This is a genomic window from Burkholderia sp. WTPI3 (assembly GCF_021483755.1).
Classification (GTDB): Bacteria; Pseudomonadota; Gammaproteobacteria; order Burkholderiales; family Burkholderiaceae; genus Burkholderia.
The window spans coordinates 97735-113144 of record NZ_JAGIXF010000016.1 but is presented as its reverse complement, the minus strand read 5'-3'; the positions used below and the strand labels follow the sequence as shown (position 1 = coordinate 113144).

At 69.0% G+C, this 15410-nt stretch carries 18 protein-coding genes; 14 read left to right on the top strand and 4 right to left on the bottom strand.

Features of this window, described 5'->3' with window-relative positions; genetic code table 11:
* Positions 1 to 1103, top strand: a 1103-nt coding sequence (gene gspF, locus J7024_RS11530) for a type II secretion system inner membrane protein GspF (protein ID WP_234745048.1), incomplete at its 5' end; no start/stop codon positions are given.
* A 30-nt stretch (positions 1104 to 1133) separates the two neighbouring features.
* On the opposite strand, the gene J7024_RS11525 is transcribed toward gspF, so the two are convergent.
* The gene (locus tag J7024_RS11525; RefSeq protein WP_124830283.1) at positions 1134 to 1544 is read right to left on the bottom strand and encodes a general secretion pathway protein GspC; all 411 of its coding nucleotides are present in this window, start codon (positions 1542 to 1544) and stop codon (positions 1134 to 1136) included.
* 181 nt (positions 1545 to 1725) lie between these two features.
* Between J7024_RS11525 and gspG the strand changes: the two genes are divergently transcribed.
* Genes gspG through J7024_RS11485 form a run of 8 tightly spaced genes read left to right on the top strand, consistent with a single transcriptional unit; the run spans position 1726 to position 7750 of the window.
* Complete coding sequence (gspG, locus tag J7024_RS11520; protein ID WP_124830282.1) at positions 1726 to 2178, top strand: type II secretion system major pseudopilin GspG; 453 nt, start codon at positions 1726 to 1728, stop codon at positions 2176 to 2178.
* Positions 2179 to 2222: 44 nt separating this feature from the next.
* On the top strand, positions 2223 to 2762 hold the full coding sequence (locus tag J7024_RS11515) for a GspH/FimT family pseudopilin (RefSeq protein ID WP_124830281.1): 540 nt from the start codon (positions 2223 to 2225) through the stop codon (positions 2760 to 2762).
* A gap of 2 nt (positions 2763 to 2764) precedes the next feature.
* Entirely contained in the window at positions 2765 to 3220 is a 456-nt protein-coding gene (gene gspI / locus J7024_RS11510) for a type II secretion system minor pseudopilin GspI (RefSeq protein WP_261323699.1), read from the top strand.
* Positions 3198 to 3902 carry a PulJ/GspJ family protein gene (locus J7024_RS11505; protein WP_124830280.1) on the top strand — a complete coding sequence of 235 codons (705 nt, stop codon included), beginning with the start codon at positions 3198 to 3200 and terminating at the stop codon, positions 3900 to 3902. The genes gspI and J7024_RS11505 overlap by 23 nt, the downstream gene beginning before the upstream one ends.
* Before the next feature lie 2 nt (positions 3903 to 3904).
* On the top strand, positions 3905 to 5029 hold the full coding sequence (gene gspK, locus J7024_RS11500; protein WP_124830279.1) for a type II secretion system minor pseudopilin GspK: 1125 nt from the start codon (positions 3905 to 3907) through the stop codon (positions 5027 to 5029).
* A 24-nt stretch (positions 5030 to 5053) separates the two neighbouring features.
* Complete coding sequence (gene gspL, locus J7024_RS11495) at positions 5054 to 6427, top strand: type II secretion system protein GspL (protein WP_234745047.1); 1374 nt, start codon at positions 5054 to 5056, stop codon at positions 6425 to 6427.
* A complete protein-coding gene (gene gspM / locus J7024_RS11490; RefSeq protein ID WP_124830277.1) occupies positions 6424 to 6930 on the top strand; it encodes a type II secretion system protein GspM in 507 nt (168 codons plus the stop codon). The genes gspL and gspM overlap by 4 nt, the downstream gene beginning before the upstream one ends.
* A gap of 31 nt (positions 6931 to 6961) precedes the next feature.
* Entirely contained in the window at positions 6962 to 7750 is a 789-nt protein-coding gene (locus tag J7024_RS11485; RefSeq protein ID WP_234745046.1) for a type II secretion system protein N, read from the top strand.
* Positions 7751 to 7790: 40 nt separating this feature from the next.
* On the opposite strand, the gene J7024_RS11480 is transcribed toward J7024_RS11485, so the two are convergent.
* Together J7024_RS11480 and J7024_RS11475 are read right to left on the bottom strand one after the other, a co-directional pair.
* Complete coding sequence (locus J7024_RS11480; protein WP_124830275.1) at positions 7791 to 9350, bottom strand: efflux transporter outer membrane subunit; 1560 nt, start codon at positions 9348 to 9350, stop codon at positions 7791 to 7793.
* A 280-nt stretch (positions 9351 to 9630) separates the two neighbouring features.
* Positions 9631 to 9915, bottom strand: a complete 285-nt coding sequence (locus J7024_RS11475) for a multidrug ABC transporter ATPase (RefSeq protein WP_124830322.1) — start codon at positions 9913 to 9915, stop codon at positions 9631 to 9633.
* Between the two features lie 176 nt (positions 9916 to 10091).
* Between J7024_RS11475 and J7024_RS11470 the strand changes: the two genes are divergently transcribed.
* Together J7024_RS11470 and J7024_RS11465 are read left to right on the top strand one after the other, a co-directional pair.
* The gene (locus J7024_RS11470) at positions 10092 to 10580 is read left to right on the top strand and encodes a MarR family winged helix-turn-helix transcriptional regulator (RefSeq protein ID WP_096506756.1); all 489 of its coding nucleotides are present in this window, start codon (positions 10092 to 10094) and stop codon (positions 10578 to 10580) included.
* 179 nt (positions 10581 to 10759) lie between these two features.
* Positions 10760 to 12322 carry a DHA2 family efflux MFS transporter permease subunit gene (locus J7024_RS11465; protein ID WP_124830274.1) on the top strand — a complete coding sequence of 521 codons (1563 nt, stop codon included), beginning with the start codon at positions 10760 to 10762 and terminating at the stop codon, positions 12320 to 12322.
* Positions 12323 to 12386: 64 nt separating this feature from the next.
* Here the strand turns inward: J7024_RS11465 and J7024_RS11460 are convergent, their stop codons facing one another.
* Positions 12387 to 13313 (bottom strand): LysR family transcriptional regulator, encoded by a 927-nt coding sequence (locus J7024_RS11460; protein ID WP_124830273.1) that lies wholly within the window; start codon positions 13311 to 13313, stop codon positions 12387 to 12389.
* A gap of 141 nt (positions 13314 to 13454) precedes the next feature.
* Here J7024_RS11460 and J7024_RS11455 point away from each other — a divergent pair, with 141 nt between their 5' ends.
* The 3 genes from J7024_RS11455 (at position 13455) to fliL (ending at position 15407) form a co-directional block, all read left to right on the top strand.
* A complete protein-coding gene (locus J7024_RS11455) occupies positions 13455 to 13931 on the top strand; it encodes a CidA/LrgA family protein (protein ID WP_124830272.1) in 477 nt (158 codons plus the stop codon).
* Positions 13932 to 13944: 13 nt separating this feature from the next.
* Positions 13945 to 14667: an LrgB family protein gene (locus tag J7024_RS11450; RefSeq protein WP_124830271.1), complete on the top strand. Its 723-nt coding sequence runs from the start codon at positions 13945 to 13947 to the stop codon at positions 14665 to 14667.
* 203 nt (positions 14668 to 14870) lie between these two features.
* Positions 14871 to 15407 carry a flagellar basal body-associated protein FliL gene (fliL, locus tag J7024_RS11445; RefSeq protein WP_175761982.1) on the top strand — a complete coding sequence of 179 codons (537 nt, stop codon included), beginning with the start codon at positions 14871 to 14873 and terminating at the stop codon, positions 15405 to 15407.
* The last annotated feature ends 3 nt before the right edge of the window (positions 15408 to 15410 follow it).

Here is a 15410-nt window from a genome sequence, read left to right as displayed (position 1 = left end):
CGGTCGTGGGCGACGCCGCGGCCAGCGCAGGCCGCGGGGCGCGTGCGCAGCGGCTGGCGTTCGGGCGCAAGCTGTCGCAGCGCGAGCAGGCGATCCTCACGCGCCAACTCGCAAGCCTGCTGATCGCGGGGCTGCCGCTCGACGAGGCGCTCGGCGTGCTGACCGAGCAGGCCGAGCGCGACTACATCCGTGAACTGATGGCCGCGATCCGCGCCGAGGTGCTCGGCGGCCATTCGCTCGCGAATGCGCTGGGCCAGCATCCACGCGATTTCCCCGAAATCTATCGGGCGCTCGTCGCCGCGGGCGAGCACACCGGCAAGCTCGGCATCGTGCTGTCGCGCCTGGCCGACTACATCGAGCAGAGCAATGCGCTCAAGCAGAAGATCCTGCTGGCGTTCACGTATCCGGGCATCGTCACGCTGATCGCGTTCGGCATCGTCACGTTCCTGCTGAGCTACGTCGTGCCGCAGGTCGTGAACGTGTTCGCGAGCACGAAGCAGCAACTGCCCGTGCTGACGATCGTGATGATGGCGCTGTCGGACTTCGTGCGGCACTGGTGGTGGGCGATCCTGATCGCGGTCGCGCTGGTCGTGTGGTTCGTGAAGTCGACGCTGTCGCGCGACGGGCCGAGGCTTGCGTTCGACCGCTGGGTGCTGACCGCACCGCTCGCGGGCAAGCTCGTGCGCGGCTACAACACGGTGCGTTTCGCGAGCACGCTCGGCATTCTCACCGCGGCCGGCGTGCCGATCCTGCGCGCGCTGCAGGCGGCCGGCGAGACGCTATCGAACCGCGCGATGCGCGCGAACATCGACGATGCGATCGTGCGCGTGCGCGAAGGTTCCGCGCTGTCGCGCGCGCTGAACAACGTGAAGACCTTTCCGCCGGTGCTGGTGCACCTGATTCGCTCCGGCGAGGCGACGGGCGACGTGACGACGATGCTCGACCGCGCAGCGGAAGGCGAGGCGCGCGAGCTCGAGCGTCGCACGATGTTCCTGACGAGCCTGCTCGAGCCGCTCCTGATCCTGGCGATGGGCGGCATTGTGCTCGTGATCGTGCTGGCCGTGATGCTGCCGATCATCGAACTGAACAACATGGTGCAGTGACGGCCCGACGGTCGGTCAGGCCGGCGCCGTTCAGCGCATGTAGATCGCGGGGGACGGCGTGTTCGCGGGGAGCTGGATTTCGGCGCGGGCGCCGTTGCGGTCGACGATGATCGAGCGGCTGCGGACTTCGGCGAGTTTCGCGCCGGGCGTGACTTCCGCGCCGAGCGGCACCGCGCGCGGCGGCTCTCCGCCGACGCCGACGATCGCGGCGGCGCCGTGAGCGAGCGCGAGAATGCCGAACAGGTGGATGTCCTGCACGGGATTCTTGTCGAGCTGTCCGCCGAAGAGCGCGGCGGCGTCCTCGGTGCGGATCGGCAGCCGCGCGGCGGCGGCGGGCAGCGGCGCTTCACGGGCGGACAGCGTGACGACCCAGTAGGTGGCCGTCGCGCACAAACCCGCGAAGAGGGCGAGGGATAGGATCCGGATCGAGAGCGCGTTCATGCGCGCTATTGTACGGATGTATATGAAATTTGCGTTGGGTGAAAGCCCTCGGCAATGCGCGCCTTACAATGCGTGCTCCGTGCCCGGGGTGTCGGAAGCTTGTCGTCAGGCAAGCATTCCGGAATGCACACCGGGTGCGTCACTCAATCGACGACATTTTTTTGGAAAGAGGTAGTCAGTCATGCAAACGTGGATCACTCGCCGTAATGCGGCCGTGCGCCGTCAGCGCGGTTTCACGCTGATCGAGATCATGGTGGTGGTCGCGATCCTCGGGATCCTGGCGGCACTGATCGTGCCGAAGATCATGAGTCGCCCCGACGAGGCGCGCCGTATCGCCGCGAAGCAGGACATCGGCACGATCATGCAGGCGCTCAAGCTGTACCGTCTCGACAACGGCCGCTATCCGACCCAGGAACAGGGCCTGACCGCGCTGATCCAGAAGCCGACCACCGATCCGATCCCGAACAACTGGAAGGACGGCGGCTATCTCGAGCGCCTGCCGAACGATCCGTGGGGCAACGGGTACAAGTACCTGAACCCGGGCGTGCACGGCGAGATCGACGTGTTCAGCTACGGCGCCGACGGCAAGGAAGGCGGCGACGGCAACGACACCGACATCGGTTCGTGGCAGTAAGCGTGCGCTGACCGGCCCGACTTCCGTTCCCGTTCTTCATTTTCATGCCCGCCCTTCGCACGCCGTTGCGCTCAGCTCGCGACAGTCGCGCCGGCCATGTGCGGCGCGGCGCGGCCATGGCTGCCGCGCCAACGCGCGCACACGGCTTCACGCTGCTCGAGATGCTCGTCGTGCTCGTGATCGCGGGCCTCCTGGTGTCGCTCGCGTCGCTGTCGCTCACGCGCAATCCGCGTACCGACCTGCGCGAGGAGGCGCAGCGCATCGCGCTGCTGTTCGAGACCGCCGGCGACGAAGCACAGGTGCGCGCACACCCGATCGCGTGGCAGCCCACCGCACACGGCTTCCGTTTCGACGTGAGCTCGCCCGACGGCTGGCGCACGCTGCGCGACGACCTGCTGCGCCCGCGCGACTGGGACGGCGGCGTCACGAGCGCCGAGATCGACTATCCGGGGTCCGACACGCATGCGAGCCGCGTCGTGTTCGGCACCGAAAGCATCGACACGCCAGTGCGCGTGACGCTGCATTCGGCCGTCGGCAGCGCGACGATCGTCGGCACCGGCAACGGTCGTTACGAGGTGCAGTGACGATGCGTCGTCGTATGCCCTTCCCGCTTGCTTCGTTCCGCTTCTCGAAAGGGTTTCGCTCGGGGCGCGCCAACGGCACTTTCTCCGGCGCACGCGGCTTCACCATGATCGAGGTGCTCGTCGCGCTCACGATCATCGCCGTCGCGCTCGCCGCGTCGATCCGTGCGGTCGGCACGATGGCGACCAATGCGTCCGATCTCCATCGCCGGCTGCTCGCCGGTTGGAGCGCGGACAATGCGCTCGCGCAATTGCGGCTCACGCATGCGTGGCCGGAGGTCGGCGAGCAGAGTTTCGACTGTTCGCAAGGCAACGTGCAGCTCGTCTGCACGCAGCGTGTGAGCACGACGCCGAACCCCGTGTTCCGGCGCGTGCAGGTTTCGGTGAGCATGCCGGGGCGCGCCGGCGTGCTCGCACAGATGGTGACGGTGGTCGCGAATGAAACCAGCCGTCCGCTCTGACGCGCCGCCGCGGCGCCGGCCCGCGCGTTTCGTCGGCTCGCGCCGCGTGCGCGGCTTCACGCTGATCGAACTGATGATCGCGATCGCGATCCTCGCGGTGGTCGCAATCCTCGCGTGGCGCGGGCTCGACCAGATCATGCGCGGTCGCGACAAGGTCGCGTCCGCGATGGAAGACGAGCGCGTGTTCGCGCAGATGTTCGACCAGATGCGCATCGACGCGCGGCTCGCCGCGACCGACGACGAGGCCGGCCAGCCGGCGATCGGCGTCGCCGGCAACACGTTGCAGATCGTTCGCGAGCTCGACGTGCCGGGCGCCGCGCCGCGGCTGCAGGTGGTCCGTTACCGGATCGCCGGCGGGCGCGTCGTGCGTTATGCGTCGCCGCCGATCGACGATGCGAACCGGCTGCACGACGTGCTGAAGGACAGCAGCGTCGACGGCTGGAGCGGGGTCGCATTGATGGGCGGCGTCGGTGCGATCGACGCGAAACTGTACGTGCCGCGCGTGGGCTGGACCACCAATCTGCAGACGGCCAACGACGCGCTCGCGCAGAACAACGATGCGCTGAAGGTGCCGCAGATCGGCAACGCGCCGCCGACGCGCGCGGTGACGGGGCTGCAGGTCAGCATCGGCGCGACGTCGCTGCGCGTGCCCGTCACGCGTATCTTCCTCGTCGGGGAATGACGATGCCCGCGCGCCCTCCCCGTTTCCGGTTCGCCGCCCGCGCCGCCACGCGCGTGCCGGCGCGCGGACGCCGCGAACGCGGCGCGGCGATCATCACCGCGCTGCTTGTCGTCGCGCTGTCGGCGATCCTCGTGTCGGGCATGCTGTGGCGCCAGCAGGTGCAGATTCGCCGCATCGAGAACCAGCGCGTGCTTGCGCAGGCGCAGTGGGTCGCGCGCGGTGCGCTCGACTGGACGCGGATGATCCTGCGCTCCGAAGGCGACACGGCGCCCGGCATCACCTATCTCGGCGGGATCTGGGCCGTGCCGATCGCGAAGACCAAGCTGTCCGACTTCCTCGGCCGGATCGGCGCGCCCAACGACGGCGGTGGCGAAGACACCTACATCTCCGGATCGATCGAGGATGCGCAGGCGAAGTTCAACCTGCGCAACCTCGTGTCGTCGCCGGCGCCCGGCGTGCTGCAACTCAACGTGATGCAGCTCCAGGCGTTCCAGCGGCTGCTGGCGACGCTCGGCTACGACGGCGCGCTCGCGAAGCGGATCGCGCTGCAGATGCGCGCGGGCCTCATGCATTCGGCAACGCGTTTCCAGACGCCGACGCTGCCCGGCGCCGGGACGGCCGCCACCGCGCCGGTGCCCGGCGGCGACATGGCAGGCAACTTCACCGATGACCCGGGGATGTCCGGCGGCGACCGCGGGCCCGCCCCGCTCATGATGACGGGCGTCGACAGCCTGCTCGACGTCGACGGCGTGACGCCCGAGATGGTCGCGCGGCTGCGCCCGTTCGTCACCGTGCTGCCGACCACGACGCCCGTGAACATGAACACCGCGCCGGCCGAGGTGATCGCCGCACTCGTGCCGGGGATGAGCGTGTCGTCGGCGCAGGCGCTCGTGTCGCGCCGCGAGACCGTGTTTTTCCGCAACGTCGGCGACGTGCAGCTCGCGCTGCGCGGTGCCGGCGCGCCGAACGTGACGATCGACTCGAGCCTCGTCGACGTCAATTCGAGTTACTTCATCGTGCATGGCCGGATCCAGCACGATCGCGCGGAGGTCGATCGCACCTCGCTCGTGTATCGTGATCCGACCACGCACTCGACGCGGGTCGTGCGCATCCGCGACCAGCTATAACGACGCCATCCGGGAGAGGAGCTCTTGAGCACGCTGATTGTTTCTTTGCCGCCGCGCGAGCCGGCCGTGCCGTTACAGGAATGGCAGTGGCCCGAGCTGCCGTTTACGCTCGTCGACAAGGCCGGCCACGTGCAGCGTGCGGGCCGCGCCGCGCTCACGCTGTTGCCGCGCGCGAACGCGACGGTGCTGATCGTCGCCGCGCGCGACGTGCTGCTGCTGGCCGCGACCGTGCCGCCGCTCAAGGGGCCGAAGCTGCGCCAGGCGTTGCCCAACATCGTCGAGGATCAGCTGATCCAGGATCCGGCAGGCTGCCACATCGCGCTCGATCCGGCCGCACTGCCCGACGGGCGCCGTGTGCTGGCCGTCGTCGACCGCGCGTGGTTCCGCACGATCTGCGACGCGTTCACCGCAGCCGGCCACCGGCACCTGAGCGCGGTGCCGGCGACGCGCTGCCTTCCAGCGCCGCGCGCCGCGGCGGCGCAAGCTGCCCCGGACACGCCTGCCGACGGTGACACCGCGCAAGCCACCGCGATCACGGATGCGGCCGAGCCGCTCGCGCGCCCGACCGCGGTGGCCACTGTGCTTGGCCTCGCGACCGCAGTCGAACCGGTGCTCGTCGAAGCCGGCGCGCAGCCGGCCGCGGCCGGTGCGCCGCGCCTCGAACTCGCGATCGCGCGCGGCGCGCTCGGCGAAGGCTTTGCGGCGCCTGCCGCGCGCGCCAGCGGCACGCTCGCCGCGCTCTCGGGCGGCGGCGATGTCGAGCTGTACGAACTCGGCGAACCGGGCGCGGAGCCGCGGCTCGCATCGGTCGGCCCCAGCGACGGCCCGCTGCTGCCGGGTGCGCAGCCGCTGTCGTTCGACGCATTTGCGCGACGCGCGCTGAGCGAGCGCCTGGATCTGTGCCAGTTCGAATTCGAATCGCAGCCGTGGCGCTTCGACCGGGCGACGCTGAAGCGCCTGCGCGTGCCGATCGCACTCGCCGCGGCGACGCTCGGCGTCGCCGTGATCGGGATGAACCTGCACTGGTGGAAGCTGTCGCGCGAACGCGATGCGCTGTCCGCACAGATCACCGAGACGTTGCTGTCCGCATTCCCGAAGACGACCACGGTGCTCGATCCGCCCGCGCAGATGCAGCGCCAGCTCGATCAGTTGCGCCTCGCGGCGGGCGAGCTGTCGCCGAACGATTTTCTCGCGCTGTCGAGCGGGCTGTCGCGTTCGATGGGCGCGCTGCCGCTGAACGGGATCGCATCGCTCGATTATCACGACCGGCGGCTTGACGTCGGCTTCAAGCCGGAGGTCAAGGTGGACCCCGATTTCCCGCAGCGTCTCGCACGCAACGGGCTGGCCGGCGAAGTCGACAGCAGCACCGGCAAATGGACGATCCGGAGCCGCTCATGAACACCGAACAACTGAACCAGGCATTCGCGCAGTTCTGGGGCGAGCGCTCGCAGCGCGAAAAGATGCTGCTCGGCTGGGGCGGCGCCGTGCTGGCCGTCGCGATCGCGTATTCGGTGCTGTGGTCGCCCGCGCAGGAAGGCAGCGCGCGGATCCGCAACACGCTGCCGACGATGCGCCGCGAGCTCGCGGAGATGACCGCGCAGGCCAACGAGGCGAAGTCGCTGACGGCCGCCGCGCAAGGCGTCGCGCCGACCGGGCTGGCGCTGAAGGACGCGCTTGCCGCATCGCTGTCCGATCACGGGCTGCAGGGCGCGCAGGCGCAGGTCGTCGGCAACGGCGTGCAGATCCAGATGAAGAACGTGCCGTTCCCGGTGTGGACGCAGTGGCTCGACGACGCGCGCCGGCAGTTCAAGGTGCAGGTCGGCGAAGCGCACGTGACCGGGCTGAAAGAAGACGGCCAGGTCGACCTGACGGCCGTGATGCAACCCTCGATGCAGAAATGACGCAGTGGATGAAACACGCAGCAGTCGGCCGATGAGGCCGGGGATCAGGCGGCTCGTCGCCGCATTGCCGTGGGTGGCGGCAGGCGGGCTCGCGACGGCGGTGACGCTCGTCGCGCTCGCGCCGGCCGCATGGATCGCGCCGCAGTTCGCGCGCGCGACCGGCGGGCACGTGAATCTCGTCGATCCGGACGGATCGCTGTGGCAGGGTTCCGGCACGCTGATGCTCGCGCCGGGCGCGGACCAGAGCGCAGCGACGCTGCTGCCGGGCCGCGTCGAATGGACGACGCGCTTCTGGCCGCTCCTCACCGGCCGCGTGCGGATGCACATGCGGCAGACCGAGGCGATGCCCGATGCGGTCACGCTCGACGCGACGTGGCGCGGCGCGGTGCTGTCGGCGGGCACGATGGCCGTGCCCGCGTCGCTGCTCGCCGGGCTCGGCACGCCGTTCAACACGCTCGACCTGCAGGGCGACATGCGGCTCGGCTGGACCGACTGGCGCCTGCTCGGCAACAACGCGTACGGCCAGCTGACGGTGACGATCGATTCGATGAGTTCGCGCGTGTCGCGCGTGAAGCCGCTCGGGTCGTACCGTGCGGTGCTGCAGGCGAAGGGGACGGGGGCCGATCTCGACCTGTCGACGACGCAGGGGCCGCTGTTCCTCGAGGGGCACGGCAGCTTCGGCCCCGGTCAGGGATCGTTCCGCGGCACCGCGCATGCGGCGCCGGAGCAGCAGGCGAACCTCGCCGGGCTGCTGAACCTGCTCGGTCATCCGATCGGCAACAACCAGGTGTCGCTGATCTTCGGCGACGCGATGCGCTGACGCGCACAGCAGCGTCGCCTTTTCCGTTCCTGCTTCTACTCTACTTCTGCGCGAGCGGCGCGGTGGCCACTGGCGCGGTTGCAGCCGGCAACGCGGCCCCCGACGCCGGTGCCGGCGCGGCCATGTCGCCGGTTTCGCGCGCCATCTCCGACGTATTCCAGCCGCCGCCGAGCGCCTTCACGAGCCCGACCGACGACACCATCCGCTGGCCGGCGATCGTCGCGAGCTTCTGCTGCGCGGTGAACGCCGTGGTCTGTGCGCTCAGCACGTTCAGATACGCGACCGTGCCGGCCTTGTACTGGTTCGTGACGATCGCGAGCGAGTGCTCGGCGCTGTCGACGGCCTGCCGCTGCACGTCCACTTCCTGCGCGAGGATGCGTTGCGACGCAAGGTTGTCCTCAACGTCCTGGAATGCGGTGAGCACCGCGAGGCGATACGCGGCGACGTTCTCGTCGTAGGTCGCGCGGGCGGCGTCGGTCTGCGCGGCGCGCAGGCCCGCGTCGAACAGCGTCGCGGCGAGTTGCGGGCCGACCGTCCAGAACCGTGCGGGCAGCGTGAACAGTTGCGACCACACGGAGCTCTGGAAGCCGCCGCTCGCCGACAGCGTGAGCGTCGGGAAGAACGCGGAAATCGCGACGCCGATCTGCTCGTTCGCGGAGGCCGCGCGGCGTTCGGCCGCCGCGATGTCGGGCCGGCGCTCGAGCACTGCGGACGGCACGTCGACCGGCGTGATCGGCGGTTCGGCCGTGAGCGGGGCCGGTGGCAGCGAGAACGTGGACGCAGGTTCGCCGACCAGCGTCGCGATCGCATGCTCGTACTGCGCGCGTGCGACGCCGTTGTCGATCGACGCCGCCTGCGCGCTCTGCAGCTGCGTCTGCGCCTGGATCACGTCCGCGCGCGCGGCCACGCCTTGCGCGTACTGGTTCTGCGTGAGCTTCAGCGATTCGCCGTACGACTTCACGGTGTCGTCGAGCAGTTTCTGCAGCGCATCGGACGTGCGCAACTGGAAATAGGTTTGCGCGAGCAGCGCCTGCTGCGACAGCCGCGCGTTCGCGAGATCGGCCGCGGCGGCCGCTTCGCCGGCGCGCTGCGCGCTGACGGTGCGGCTCACCTTGCCCCACAGGTCAGGTTCCCAGCTCGCATCGAGGCCGACACTGTAACTGTTGCTGATCGACGAGCTGCTGCTGAAATTCGACGACGTGCCCGACGACACCGACGTACGGCCCGCGCGGGAACGCGAGCCCGATGCGGTCAGCCCGACGGTCGGGAAATACGCGGCGCGCGCCTCGGTGACGAGTGCACGGGCCTGCCGGTACGCGGCGGCCGATTGTGCGATGGTCTGGTTCGACGCGTTGAGCTTGTCGATCAGCGCGTCGAGCTGCGGATCGTTGTAGACCGTCCACCACGGGCCGCGGTCGGTGCGGTCGGCAGGCTGCGCGACCTTCCAGCCGGCCGGCGCTTCTTTGTATGCGGCGGGGATCGACGTGTCGGGCCGATGGTAGTCGGGCCCGACGGCGCAGCCGGCGAGCAGCACGGCCGTCGCAACGGCGACGGCGGCGCTCAGCGGGCGAAGGGCGCGCGGGAGGGGGGCGTACGGCATCGTGGTTTTCCTGTCTGGGCGCGACGGCCGGCGAGCGGCGTCGCGCGATGCGGTCGTTGTGCCGCTGGCGGACAAATGGTAACTGACGGCGGGGTTGCTGCGCAGCCCCAAGGGTACGGTGTGCAACGGCACGAATGTGTTACCGGCGCGACCGGCCGGTTTACCGGCCATTACGGATCGCTTGCGGGTGTGACAGGCGCGCGGCGGGCACGACGACGGGCCGCGCATCGCGCGGCCGGTGCCCGGTCAGGATGGCGGGAGCGGCGTGATGACGGTGGCGTCAGTGGCAGCGCACGGGCACCGGGACGGATTCGGCGGCGGACCGCCATGACGACGGCTCCGTGGCCGACGGCTGGCCCGTGCGGCGGACGGCGCCCTTCGCATTGCGCTGCCGGCGATGATCGAACCATGCGAACCCGAGCGCCGCGAGCGACCCTCCCGGCACCACCAGCATCGTCACGTACAGCGCGATCTTCCAGCCGCGGTGCGGCCCGGAAACCACGTGATGAGCGGTATCGGTCAGGTTGCGGCGCAGCGCGCCGGCGGCATTTTTCAGGGACAGCATCGCGAACATCCTCGGGGTGCCCGGCAGCGCGGGCGAAGCGGTCAGAACATCGTCTCCGGCAGTGCAACATGCACGTCGTAACTGATTGACTGAAATAATATTGACTAAGCAATCATTTTTCAAGATACTGGGCGCGTTTTGACCTGAAACGCACTGTTGCTGCGCGCGCAAATCGCATGAACGGCGGCCTCTACGATCCCGACACCATCGCACTGGAAACGAGCCTCGGTTATTACCTGACCAAGGCCCGGCAGGCGCTCGTCGAGCGGATGGACCGCGCGCTCGAGCCATTCGACCTCACCGCGCAGCAGATCGGCGTGATCCTGCTGTTGTCGCGCGGCTATGCCCGCACGCCGTTCGAGCTGTCGCGCAAGATGTCGTACGACAGCGGATCGATGACGCGGATGCTCGACCGCCTCGAGCGCAAGGGCCTGGTCGCGCGCTCGCGCAGCGAACAGGACCGCCGGATGATCGAGCTGACGCTCACCGAGCGCGGCGCCGACGCGGCCCGCGCGCTGCCGTCGCTGATCGCCACCGCGCTGAACGCGCAACTCGCCGGCTTCTCGGCCGACGAACTCGCGATGCTCACCGGCCTGCTGCAACGCTTCATCGCGAACGGGCCCGGCGACGCGGGCTGTCCGACTCCCGACGACCCCGATCGCTGAGCGCACGGAGACACGATGTCTAGGTTAAGCATTCGCTTATTTATCTGTCTGGGCAGAAGATGACGAGGCACGTGGTCTTTCGCTTCCCTGCTACCCTGTTCCATCCGGACGGGCCGCGCGGTATCGCGCGCCCGTGCGTTGTGCCGGCGCGTCGCGCGCGCCGCGTCTAGGAGATTCCGATGTCCGCCACCACGGCATCCGCCGCGCCGTCCGCGGCCGAACCCGCACCGCTCACCGGTGGCGCGCTCGCGCTGCTTACCGTCGGGCTCGCGCTCGGTACCTTCATGGAAGTGCTCGACACGTCGATCGCGAACGTCGCGGTGCCGACCATCTCGGGCAGCCTCGGCGTCGCGACGAGCGAAGGCACGTGGGTGATCTCGTCGTATTCCGTCGCGTCCGCGATTGCGGTGCCGCTCACGGGCTGGCTCGCCCGGCGGGTCGGCGAGGTGCGCCTGTTCACGTTGTCGGTGCTGGCGTTCACGATTGCATCGGCGCTGTGCGGCTTCGCGTCGAACTTCGAGACGCTGATCGCGTTCCGGCTGCTGCAGGGTCTCGTGTCGGGCCCGATGGTGCCGTTGTCGCAGACGATCCTGATGCGCAGCTATCCGCCCGCGAAACGCGGGCTCGCGCTCGGGCTATGGGCGATGACAGTGATCGTCGCGCCGATCTTCGGCCCGCTACTGGGCGGCTGGATCAGCGACAACTACACGTGGCCGTGGATCTTCTACATCAACCTGCCGATCGGCATCTTCTCCGCGGCCTGCGCGTATTTCCTGCTGCGCGGCCGCGAGACGAAGACGACCAAGCAGCGGATCGACGCGATCGGCCTCGCGCTGCTCGTGATCGGCGTGTCGTGCCTGCAGATGATGCTCGACCTCGGCAAGGACCGCGACTGGTTCAACTCGACCTTCATCGTCGCGCTCGCGCTGATCGCGGTCGTGTCGCTCGCGTTCATGCTCGTTTGGGAAGCAACGGAGAAGGAGCCGGTGGTCGACCTGTCGCTCTTCAAGGACCGCAACTTCGCACTCGGCGCGCTGATCATCTCGTTCGGCTTCATGGCGTTCTTCGGCTCGGTCGTGATCTTTCCGCTGTGGCTGCAGACGGTGATGGGCTACACGGCCGGCAAGGCGGGCCTCGCGACCGCGCCGGTCGGGCTGCTCGCGCTGGTGCTGTCGCCGTTGATCGGGCGCAACATGCACCGGCTCGACCTGCGGATGGTGGCGAGCTTCGCGTTCATCGTGTTCGCGATCGTGTCGGTCTGGAACTCGACGTTTACGCTCGACGTGCCGTTCAACCACGTGATCCTGCCGCGGCTCGTGCAGGGTATCGGCGTCGCGTGCTTCTTCGTGCCGATGACGACGATCACGCTGTCGAGCATCCCGGACGAGCGGCTCGCGAGCGCGTCGGGGCTGTCGAACTTCCTGCGCACGCTGTCGGGCGCGATCGGAACCGCGGTCAGCTCGACGTTCTGGGAGAACGACGCGATCTACCACCACGCGCGGCTGTCGGAATCGGTGAGCGTCTACGCGCAGAACACGACCGACTACCAGGGAGCGCTCGCGCAGCTCGGCATCGTCGGGCAGACGGCCAATGCGCAGCTCAACCAGCTCGTCACGCAGCAGGGCTTCATGATGGCGACCAACGATTTCTTCCACCTGTCGGCGGGCGTGTTCATCGTACTGGCGGCGCTCGTATGGATCACGAAGCCGAAGAAGGGCGCGGGGCCGGCGATGGGGCATTGAACGCGCGGCGGGCGGGCGCTCCCCGTCCGTTCGCCGCCGCGCTCGCCCGCCCGCGTGGCCGGCATCACTCCCTCGCGCGCAATCCCCCGAACGCGAGATCGTCGCCCGACGCGATCGGCAGCGTCGCCCGCGCGACCTCGAGCCATGCCCGCGCCGCGTGCGACAGATACCCCTTCTTCAGCCAGCCGAGCGCGATCGCCCATGTGATCTCCGGCTCGACGATCGGCCGGCACGTGAACTGCCGCGTGTCGAGCCGGCGGCAGTACGGCTCCGGCAACAGCGCGATGCCGACGCCCGCATGCACGAGCGCCGCCATGAAATCCCAGTGACCGCTGCGGCTCACGATCGACGGCGTGAAGCCGGCCTGCCGGCACGCGTCGAGCACCGCGTCGTGCAGCGCGAGGCTTTCCGCATAGAACACGAACGACTCGCGGGCGAGGTCGGCGAGCGGCACGGCCGCGTGATCCTCCCAGCGCGACTCGCGCGGCGCAACGAGCCACAGCGGTGCATGCACCATCGGCAGCCGGTCGAATGTGCCGGGGTCGACCGGCTCCAGCAGCCCGCCGAGTTCCAGCTCGCCCGACGTCAGCGCGGCCTCGATCATCCGCGCGCCCTGCTCGAACAGCTTCAGCTCGATGTTCGGATAGCGCTGCTTGTAGGCGGCGATGATCGGCGTGAACAGCGACCCTCCGAGCGGCGGAATGCCGATCGTCAGCTCGCCGCGCCCTAGCGTGCCGAGATCGTTCAGCTCCGACTGCAGTTGCGCCTGCGCGGCGAGCACGTCCTGGCCGCGCTGGAACACGATCCGCCCCGCGTCGGTCAGCACCATCTGCCGGCCGTCGCGCAGCAGCAGCGGCGAGCCGATCTCGTCCTCGAGCGCCTTCACCATCTTGCTGATGGTCGGTTGCGTGACGAACAGGCGGTCGGCGGCCGCTGTGAAGCTCTGCTGACGGACCACCTCGACGAAGTACCGCAGCGCGCGCAATTCCATCGATCACTCCCCAGATTGGTGCGGCAAGCCGCAACTGAATTCCGAATTGGAATGACAAGGATAGAGACAAGTCATTTTATTTATGGTTAGGGGAAACCCTATACTGAGGCCATCGACAGACTTATCCGTATGGAGCCCGCCATGAACAAGCCGACCGCTACGACCGTCGCCCGCCCCGCCGCTTCAGGCAACGTTGCGCGCACCGGCCGGATCGTGCTGCAGGCCGCCGCGCTCGGCGTGCTGTGGATGGGGGTCGACTGGGCCGTGCGCGCGGTCGGGCTGCCGGTGCCGTCCGGCGTAATCGGTCTCGCGGTGCTGCTCGCGCTGCTGTTCTCGGGCCGCGTTGCGCCGGCATGGGTGAAGGACGGCGCGAACTGGCTGCTATCCGACATGCTGCTGTTCTTCGTGCCGGCCGCCGTCGCGGCGGTCCAGTACGGCGGGCTGTTCCGCGAGGACGGCTGGCGCATCGCGCTGGTCATGCTTGCTGGCACCGCATTCGTGATGGTCGCGGTGGCCGTCGCGGTCGACCTCGCCGCGAAGCTCGAACGCCGGCTCGCCGCGCAGCGCGTGTTTGCCGAACGCCGCCGCGCCCGCCTCGCCGCCGTGTCGGTCCACTGAGCCGGAGCCCGCGATGTTTACGCTGCCGTCGAACCTGTCCGCCGACCACGTGAATACCGCGATCTCCGTCGGCTGCTTCGTGCTGACGGTCGTGCTGTATTTCGCGTCGAAGCGGCTCTACGCGTACAAGAAGACGCTGCTGTTCTCGCCGCTCGTGTTCGTGCCGGGCGTGCTGGTGCTGCTCGTCCTGCTGACCGGCACGCCGTATTCGGTCTATTTCCGCGACACGCGCTGGCTGATGTGGCTGCTCGGCCCGGCGACGATCGCGTTCGCGGTGCCGATCTACGAGTATCGCGACCTGATCCGCCGCCACTGGCTGTCGCTGTCGGTCGGCGTCGCGGTCGGGATCGGCGCGGGCGTGTGCGGGTCGCTGCTGCTCGCGAAGCTGCTGCATCTGTCGCCGGAGCTGCAGCGCTCGCTGATGACGCGTTCGGTCTCGACCCCGTTTGCGCTCGCCGTGTCCGACAAGATCCACGCGCCGAAGGACCTCACCGCGCTGTTCGTGATCGCGACCGGCATCTGCGGGATGCTGCTCGGCGAAATCGTGCTGGCGCTGGTGCCGATGCGCACGCGGCTCGCGCGCGGTGCGCTGTTCGGCGCCGCTGCCCACGGCGTGGGCACTGCGAAGGCGCGCGAGATCGGCAGCGAGGAAGGCGTCGTGTCGAGCCTCACGATGATGATCGCGGGTGTCGCGATGGTGCTGATCGCGCCGCTGCTGTCGTTGCTGCCGACCTGACGATGTCCGGGCGGGCGCCGTTGCCGGCCCGGCCCGCCGTTTCCATTCGCAGCCCGGGCGCCCGCCGGCCGTGCCGCGTTCCGCATGGCCGCTTCCCCGCCGCTGCCACCCTGCATCGAGCCGACACCCGGCCGACAATCGGCTGAGATAGCCGCAAATCCCCCCTCTTTTCCACCCATCGCGCCCGGCCCGGATGCCGAACAATGCATGCTACGAGATATCACGCAAGCATTCACATGGCCTCCACGACCGCAAACCCGACTGCCGACAAGCCGGCTTCGTCGGGCAAGTTCAAGCGCATCGCGCTCATCGCCGTCATCGCGCTGGGCGCTGCCGCCGCTGCCGCCGCCGGCATGTACGTGTTCATGAGCAAGGCAGGCGTCGGCCATCCGGGCACGCACGCCGAGCCTGCGCCGCTCGCCGCGCCGGTGTTCTTCCCGCTCGACCCGCTGACCGTGAACCTGCAGTCGGACGACGGCATGCAGCACTACCTGCGCGTGGGCCTGTCGCTGAAGCTCACCGACCCGAAGGCGCAGGAGCAACTGACCGCGCGGATGCCCGAAATCCGCAGCCGGATCCTGCTCGCGCTGTCGAACAAGCATCCCGAGGATCTCGCGACGCCGGACGGCAAGCGTGCGCTCGCGAAGGAACTGCGGGATCTGATCGGGCAACCGACGCAGCCGGGCAACGAGCGCGCGAAGGTCGACGACGTGCTGTTCACCGAATTCGTCGTCCAGTAACGC

Bases quoted from the DNA above. Each gene is read 5' to 3' on its own strand.
- J7024_RS11525 (WP_124830283.1), bottom strand. From the start codon at position 1,544: ATGAACGCGCTCTCGATCCGGATCCTATCCCTCGCCCTCTTCGCGGGT.
- gspG (WP_124830282.1), top strand. From the start codon at position 1,726: ATGCAAACGTGGATCACTCGCCGTAATGCGGCCGTGCGCCGTCAGCGC.
- J7024_RS11515 (WP_124830281.1), top strand. From the start codon at position 2,223: ATGCCCGCCCTTCGCACGCCGTTGCGCTCAGCTCGCGACAGTCGCGCC.
- gspI (WP_261323699.1), top strand. From the start codon at position 2,765: ATGCGTCGTCGTATGCCCTTCCCGCTTGCTTCGTTCCGCTTCTCGAAA.
- J7024_RS11505 (WP_124830280.1), top strand. From the start codon at position 3,198: ATGAAACCAGCCGTCCGCTCTGACGCGCCGCCGCGGCGCCGGCCCGCG.
- gspK (WP_124830279.1), top strand. From the start codon at position 3,905: ATGCCCGCGCGCCCTCCCCGTTTCCGGTTCGCCGCCCGCGCCGCCACG.
- gspM (WP_124830277.1), top strand. From the start codon at position 6,424: ATGAACACCGAACAACTGAACCAGGCATTCGCGCAGTTCTGGGGCGAG.
- J7024_RS11485 (WP_234745046.1), top strand. From the start codon at position 6,962: ATGAGGCCGGGGATCAGGCGGCTCGTCGCCGCATTGCCGTGGGTGGCG.
- J7024_RS11480 (WP_124830275.1), bottom strand. From the start codon at position 9,350: ATGCCGTACGCCCCCCTCCCGCGCGCCCTTCGCCCGCTGAGCGCCGCC.
- J7024_RS11475 (WP_124830322.1), bottom strand. From the start codon at position 9,915: ATGCTGTCCCTGAAAAATGCCGCCGGCGCGCTGCGCCGCAACCTGACC.
- J7024_RS11470 (WP_096506756.1), top strand. From the start codon at position 10,092: ATGAACGGCGGCCTCTACGATCCCGACACCATCGCACTGGAAACGAGC.
- J7024_RS11465 (WP_124830274.1), top strand. From the start codon at position 10,760: ATGTCCGCCACCACGGCATCCGCCGCGCCGTCCGCGGCCGAACCCGCA.
- J7024_RS11460 (WP_124830273.1), bottom strand. From the start codon at position 13,313: ATGGAATTGCGCGCGCTGCGGTACTTCGTCGAGGTGGTCCGTCAGCAG.
- J7024_RS11455 (WP_124830272.1), top strand. From the start codon at position 13,455: ATGAACAAGCCGACCGCTACGACCGTCGCCCGCCCCGCCGCTTCAGGC.
- J7024_RS11450 (WP_124830271.1), top strand. From the start codon at position 13,945: ATGTTTACGCTGCCGTCGAACCTGTCCGCCGACCACGTGAATACCGCG.
- fliL (WP_175761982.1), top strand. From the start codon at position 14,871: ATGCATGCTACGAGATATCACGCAAGCATTCACATGGCCTCCACGACC.